Below are 6,982 nucleotides of genomic sequence, written 5' to 3'. Positions count from 1 at the left end.
GAGGCGGCCGCCGCGTACGGGTCGATGTACCAGATGTACACCGGGTCCGGGATGATCGTGAACGCCCTGCTGCCCCCCGACGGCGTCGTGGAGTACCCCTCCTGGGAGACCCTCCCGCACGAGCGGCTCAGCCCCCGCAGCGACACCGTCGGCCGCCGTCTCGCCGTGCTGCGCCGCCTCGCCCACCCCAGCTCCGACGACCCCGGGACCGGCCCCGTCTCGGTCGTCGTCGCACCCGTGCGTTCCGTGCTCCAGCCGCAGGTCAAGGGCCTCGGCGACCTGGAGCCGGTGTCCTTGAGGACCGGCCGGAGCGCCGATCTGAACGACGTCGTGGAAGCCCTCGCGGCCGCCGCCTACGCGCGCGTGGAGCTGGTGGAGAAGCGCGGCGAGTTCGCTGTACGCGGCGGCATCCTGGACGTGTTCCCGCCCACCGAGGAACACCCCCTGCGCGTCGAGTTCTGGGGCGACGACGTCGAGGAGATCCGTTACTTCAAGGTCGCCGACCAGCGCTCCCTGGAGATCGCCGAGCACGGCCTGTGGGCGCCCCCCTGCCGCGAGCTGCTGCTCACCGACGACGTCCGCGCACGCGCGCGTGCCCTCGCCGAGGAGCACCCCGAGCTGGGCGAACTGCTGAACAGGATCGCCGAGGGCATCGCCGTCGAGGGCATGGAGTCCCTCGCCCCCGTGCTCGTCGACGACATGGAGCTGCTGCTCGACGTCCTGCCCAAGGGCGCGATGGCCGTCGTCTGCGACCCGGAGCGGGTCCGCACCCGCGCCGCCGACCTCGTGGCGACCAGCCAGGAGTTCCTGCAGGCGTCCTGGGCGGCCACCGCCGGCGGCGGCGAGGCGCCCATCGACGTCGGCGCCGCCTCCCTGTGGTCCATCGCCGACGTCCGCGACCGCGCCCGCGAGCTGGACATGATGTGGTGGTCCGTCTCGCCGTTCGCCGCCGACGAGGAACCCGACGGGGACACCCTCAAGCTCGGCATGCACGCCCCCGAGACCTACCGCGGCGACACCGCCAGGGCCCTCGCCGACACCAAGGGCTGGCTCGCCGACGGCTGGCGCGCGGTGTTCGTCACCGAGGGCCACGGCCCGGCCACCCGCACCGTCGAGGTGCTCGGCAACGAGGGCATCGCGGCCCGCCTGGACGCCGACCTCGGCGAGCCCCGCCCGTCGGTGGTGCACGTCTCCTGCGGCTGCATCGAGTACGGCTTCATCGACCCGGGGCTCAGGCTCGCCGTGCTGACCGAGACCGACCTGTCCGGCCAGCGCACCGCGAGCCGCGACGGCGCCCGGATGCCCGCCCGCCGCCGCAAGACCATCGACCCGCTCACCCTGGAGCCGGGCGACTACATCGTCCACGAACAGCACGGCGTCGGCCGGTACATCGAGATGGTCCAGCGCACCGTCCAGGGCGCCACCCGCGAGTACCTGGTCGTGGAGTACGCCCCCGCCAAGCGCGGCCAGCCCGGCGACCGGCTGTACATCCCCACCGACCAGCTGGAGCAGATCACCAAGTACGTCGGCGGCGAGGCGCCCACCCTGCACCGCCTGGGCGGCGCCGACTGGACCAAGACCAAGGCACGCGCGAAGAAGGCGGTCAAGGAGATCGCCGCCGACCTGATCAGGCTGTACAGCGCGCGCATGGCCGCCCCGGGCCACACCTTCGGCGCGGACACGCCCTGGCAGCGCGAGCTGGAGGACGCCTTCCCGTACGCGGAGACCCCCGACCAGCTCACCACCATCGCCGAGGTCAAGGAGGACATGGAGAAGTCCGTCCCCATGGACCGCCTGGTCTGCGGCGACGTCGGCTACGGCAAGACCGAGATCGCCGTGCGGGCCGCCTTCAAGGCCGTACAGGACGGCAAGCAGGTCGCCGTCCTCGTGCCGACGACCCTGCTGGTCCAGCAGCACTTCGGGACGTTCTCCGAGCGGTACGGGCAGTTCCCGGTGAGCGTGAAGGCGCTGTCCCGCTTCCAGACCGACACCGAGGCCAAGGCCGTCCTGGAGGGACTGAAGGACGGCGCGGTGGACGTCGTCATCGGCACCCACCGGCTGTTCTCCTCCGAGACCAAGTTCAAGGACCTGGGCCTGGTCATCGTCGACGAGGAGCAGCGCTTCGGCGTCGAGCACAAGGAGCAGCTGAAGAAGCTCCGCGCCAACGTCGACGTGCTGACGATGTCCGCGACCCCGATCCCCAGAACCCTGGAGATGGCCGTCACCGGCATCCGCGAGATGTCGACGATCACCACACCGCCGGAGGAGCGCCACCCGGTGCTCACCTTCGTCGGGCCGTACGAGGAGCGGCAGATCGGCGCGGCCATCCGCCGCGAGCTGCTGCGCGAGGGCCAGGTCTTCTACATCCACAACCGGGTCGAGTCCATCGACCGCGCCGCCGCCCGGCTGCGCGACATCGTCCCCGAGGCGCGCATCGCCACCGCCCACGGCCAGATGTCGGAGGCGGCCCTGGAACAGGTCGTCGTCGACTTCTGGGAGAAGAGGTTCGACGTCCTCGTCTCCACGACGATCGTCGAGTCCGGCATCGACATCTCCAACGCCAACACCCTCATCGTGGAACGCGGCGACACCTTCGGCCTGTCCCAGCTGCACCAGCTGCGCGGCCGCGTCGGCCGCGGCAGGGAGCGCGGCTACGCCTACTTCCTGTACCCGCCGGAGAAGCCCCTGACGGAGACGGCCCACGAGCGCCTGGCCACCATCGCCCAGCACACCGAGATGGGCGCGGGCATGTACGTCGCCATGAAGGACCTGGAGATCCGCGGCGCGGGCAACCTCCTGGGCGGCGAGCAGTCCGGCCACATCGCGGGCGTCGGCTTCGACCTGTACGTCCGCATGGTCGGCGAGGCCGTCGCCGACTACCGGCGCCAGCTGGAGACCGGCGAGGTCGAGGAGGAGGCGCCGCTCGAGGTCAAGATCGAGCTGCCCGTCGACGCCCACGTCCCGCACGACTACGCCCCCGGCGAGCGGCTGCGCCTCCAGGCCTACCGGGCCATCGCCTCCGCCAACTCGGAGGAGGACATCAAGGCCGTCCGCGAGGAACTCACCGACCGCTACGGCAAGTTGCCCGAGCCGGTGGAGAACCTGCTGCTGGTGGCCGGCCTGCGGATGCTGGCGCGCGCGTGCGGTGTCGGCGAGATCGTCCTGCAGGGCGCCAACATCCGCTTCGCCCCGGTGGACCTGCGCGAGTCGCAGGAGCTGCGGGTCAAGCGCCTGTACCCCGGCACGGTCATCAAGCCCGCCGTCCACCAGGTCCTGATCCCCCGCCCCAAGACCGCGAAGGTCGGCGGCAAGCCGCTGGTCGGCCGCGAACTGCTGGCATGGGTCGGCGAGTTCCTCACCACGGTCCTGGGGTCGTAGACGCCGTACCCGGCGCACTCCGGTGCGGCGGGGTATGAGCGTGGCGCACGCGGGAGTGCGCCACGCTCCTCCATGGGACGTCACATGCGCCGACGTGCGCCCGGCTTGCCCCTGAATCCTCTCTTTGGTGCCCATCTACTGGCGGCGAACGGGCAGTTACCGTAGGGGCGGAACGATCCGCCCCGCACCCGGGACGGACCAGGGCGAGCAGCAAGGGGGCGCACTGTGTCGCGTCCGAGGAGTGGGGCGGTCACCGCGGTGGCCGTGCCGGTCGCCGCGCCCACCGGCGCCCTCCTGCTGCGCGATGTGATCGCAAGGCTTTCGCAGCTCATGGAGGGGTCGGTGCGCTATGCACACTGAAAGGCACATGAGGCACAGGGGCGGGAGCCGGCGTGTCCTCCTGGCGTCCGCCGCACTGGTGGCCACCGGAGTCGTGATCGCCGGCTGCAAGGACGTCGCTCCGCCTGCCGACGGCGGATCCTCCGGTTCCGCCGTCTCGACCGCGGGCAACGGCCGGGCTGTGAACCCGCTGGACAATCCGGACGGCACCAAGCCGGGGCTGGCGGCCATCACTTCCGGCGCGGACGAGGCGAAGGCACGCTCGCTGATCCAGAAAGTGGCCACGAAGGGACGCGGCCCGAAGACGGGGTACGCGAGGGACAGGTTCGGCTACGCCTGGATGGACTCGGCCCCGGGAGGCATCCCCTTCTCGCACAACGGGTGCGACTCGCGAAACGACCTCCTGAAGCGCGACGGTGAGAAGGTCCGCTTCCGGGCCGGCTCCGGCTGCATCGTCGCCTCCATGACGCTGCACGACCCGTACACCGGCAAGAGCATCCTGTGGACCAAGTCCCATGCCACGATGGTGCAGATAGACCACGTCATGCCGCTCTCCTACGACTGGCAGATGGGCGCCTCGCACTGGCCCGAGGGCAAGCGGGAGGACATAGCCAACGACCCGCTCAACCTGATTCCCGTGGACGGCCCCACCAACGGCGCCAAGAGCGACTCGGGACCCGCGACCTGGCTGCCCCCGAGCAAGCAGATCCGCTGCTCCTACGTGGTGCGCTTCGCCCAGGTGTCGCTGAAGTACGACCTTCCGGTGACCGCCGCGGACAAGCAGATGATGCTGAAGCAGTGCGGCGCCTGACGAAAAGGGGGGCCGCACCCGGCGCGCACTGACCACCATGGACGTCAAGGTGCACAGCATCGCCGAGCGGCCGGGCCGGCTGCCGGCGGTGCTGGAAATGACCGACACATGGCCGGAGTTCGTCACCAACGACCCCGTGGGCACCGGCCACTACGGCCGCATCCCCACCTAGTTCCCCGAGTACGCGCTGTTCGCCGAGGACGCGCACGGCGAGGTCGTCGCCCACGCCTTCAGCGTGCCGTTCGCCCTCGGCGCCGGCGGCCGGGGCACCCTGCCCGCCCGGGGCTGGGACCAGATCCTGCTGTGGGCCTTCGCCGACCTGCGCCGAGGCACCCGCCCGGACACCGTGAGCGCCGTCTCCGTCACCGTCGCCCCGCAGGCCCAGGGCCACGGCCTGTCCGCGCTCCTGCTCTCGGCGATGCGGGACAACGCCCGCGCCCACGGCTTCCACGAGGTCGTCGCGCCCGTCCGCCCCAGCGCCAAGCACCGCGAACCGCGCACGCCGATCGGCGAGTACGCCCACCGGGTCCGCCCCGACGGCCTGCCCGCCGATCCCTGGCTGCGCGTCCACGCCCGCGCCGGGGCCACCATCGACTCCATCGCCACGGCCTCCATGACCGTGGGCGCCTCACTGGAGGAGTGGCGCCGCTGGACCGGACTGCCCTTCGACACGCCGGGCGAGATCGAGGTGCCCGGCGCCCTCGTCCCGGTCCGCTGCGAACCGGAACGCGGGTACGCCGTCCACGTCGAGCCCAACGTCTGGATGCGGCGCCCGCTGTAGGCGCCGCGCCCGGTGCCCGTCAGGCCCCGGCGGAGTGGCCGCGCGGCGCGGGAGCCGGGCAGCCCTCCTTCTCCCAGGCGACGAAGCTGTTGGTGCGGGCGTGGACGAAGGCCTTGACCGGGTTGCCGGAGTACGTCCAGGGCACGCTGCCGACGTATCCGCCGATCGCCCGGAACTGCTCCACGGCCTCCGCGTGCCGCTTCTTCTGGAACAGCATCTTCGCCAGCAGATGCCGGACCAGCGGCAGCCGGTGGTGCCCGGCCGGCACCTGGTCCACGGCGTCCAGGGTGGCGTCGATGGCCGACTGGACGAACGGCTGGCCGTACACGGGCTCGTCGGGCTCCCTGAACGCGTGCTCGAACAGCGCGTACAGACGCAGTACGGGCAGCAGGCTGCCCCGCGGAGCGGAGGCCGCGGCCTGCTCGGCGAACGCGTACATCAGCTCGTGCGAACCGCGCCACTTGGCGCACCAGTACTGCAGGGCGCTGGTGTGCGCACCGAAGTGGTACGGGTCGCGCGCGATGATCTCGGCCCACAGCGCCCGGAAGTCCTCGTGCGACCAGCCGAGCCCCAGGGCGACGGTGATCTGCGCGATCCAGGGGCAGGGGTCCTCGGGCGCCATCCGGGCGGCCTCGTGGCAGGCGGGCATCGCCTCGGCAAGCAGCCGGTGGAAGCCCTCGAACTGCTCCGCCGTGGTGTGCTTCGCCCCCTTGGCGCCGCGGACCTTGCCCGCGAGGGCGGCGAGCGCGTCGGCGTGCACGAGCGCGGCGGACGGGTCGCCGGGGTGCTCGGTCCGCCACGCCTTGAGCCAGCTGTCGTCCTCGGCCGCGGCGTGCGCGAGGATGCCGAGCCGGTACCAGCGCAGGTCCCAGTCGCGGCCCGCCCCGGCCAGATAGGCGGCGGCCCGCCGCCAGTCACCGGCGAGGGCGGCCTCCGCGACGGCGTCGGCCTCCGGATCGGGGCCCGCGTGGGAGGCGTCGAGCTGCGCCGCGGGCACCAGACCGTACTTGGCGGGATCGATGTTGACCGGCGCCTTGGCCTTCGCCTCCGCCCGGGCGGCGCGCGCCTTGCGGGCGTTGCGGGGGATGGTGACGGCCGCGTAGACGAGCGCGCCGGCACCGGCTATGTCGATCAGGACGTTCATACCGGGTCTTTCGAGTCGTGGCCGCCAGAAGAGGTGACCGGGAGGCTTCGGGGCAGAAGAGGGGGAGCCGTCAGAGCGGGGTGGGGGCCGGGGGTGCCGTGCCGCCGAGCGGAGTGCGGGCGCCGCTGGTCAGCAGCGCGCGCAGGGGCGCCGTGCGGGACGGATCGGCGACCGCGTGGTCCAGGGCCTCCTCCAGCGCCTCGGCGAACCGTTCGGGCGCCGCCCGTCGCACCGGCGGCCCCGCCCAGCACAGCTCGAACCGGACCAGCCCCGCGTCCAGCGCGGCGAGCAGGGCCAGTTGGCGAAGGGCCGAGCGGAAGGTCGTCCTGGCGAACTCGCGCGCCGCACGGCCACTGCTCCGGCCGGCCTGCTCCGACCGGGGCAGCCGGCCGGCGATCTCGTGCAGCAGACCCCGGTCGATCAGGTCCAGGAGAGGCCCGGCCGAAGAAGCGCGAAGGCGCCGAAGGAGGCTCTCCCGTGGCAGACCGCACACCCCCGCTCAGTGTCGAGGAACTGCACGCCCTTGTCG

General features: G+C 72.2%; 5 protein-coding genes and 1 pseudogene. 4 read left to right on the top strand and 2 right to left on the bottom strand.

The genetic code is table 11. The annotated features are described in order from the left end of the window. The 4 genes and pseudogenes from mfd to ACWEN3_RS37660 all read left to right on the top strand — a co-directional run. Positions 1–3,378: transcription-repair coupling factor (gene mfd, locus ACWEN3_RS37675; protein ID WP_452980600.1), on the top strand; the 3,378-nt coding region annotated here is incomplete at its 5' end. A 225-nt stretch (positions 3,379–3,603) separates the two neighbouring features. Next, positions 3,604–3,738, top strand: a complete 135-nt coding sequence (locus tag ACWEN3_RS37670) for a hypothetical protein (RefSeq protein ID WP_452980597.1) — start codon at positions 3,604–3,606, stop codon at positions 3,736–3,738. A 7-nt stretch (positions 3,739–3,745) separates the two neighbouring features. Then, positions 3,746–4,528 carry an HNH endonuclease family protein gene (locus tag ACWEN3_RS37665; protein WP_452980594.1) on the top strand — a complete coding sequence of 261 codons (783 nt, stop codon included), beginning with the start codon at positions 3,746–3,748 and terminating at the stop codon, positions 4,526–4,528. Between the two features lie 37 nt (positions 4,529–4,565). After that, positions 4,566–5,309 (top strand): annotated as a pseudogene (locus tag ACWEN3_RS37660) (N-acetyltransferase). A gap of 19 nt (positions 5,310–5,328) precedes the next feature. Here ACWEN3_RS37660 and ACWEN3_RS37655 read toward each other — a convergent pair. Both ACWEN3_RS37655 and ACWEN3_RS37650 read right to left on the bottom strand, forming a co-directional pair. After that, positions 5,329–6,453 (bottom strand): hypothetical protein, encoded by a 1,125-nt coding sequence (locus tag ACWEN3_RS37655; RefSeq protein WP_452980591.1) that lies wholly within the window; start codon positions 6,451–6,453, stop codon positions 5,329–5,331. 70 nt (positions 6,454–6,523) lie between these two features. After that, on the bottom strand, positions 6,524–6,946 hold the full coding sequence (locus tag ACWEN3_RS37650; RefSeq protein ID WP_452980588.1) for a hypothetical protein: 423 nt from the start codon (positions 6,944–6,946) through the stop codon (positions 6,524–6,526). Positions 6,947–6,982: the final 36 nt, after the last annotated feature.

The sequence above is a fragment of the Streptomyces sp. NPDC004561 genome (assembly GCF_053602155.1).
Note: the sequence above shows the minus strand (reverse complement) of the source record. Positions and strands in the feature narration are given on the sequence as shown.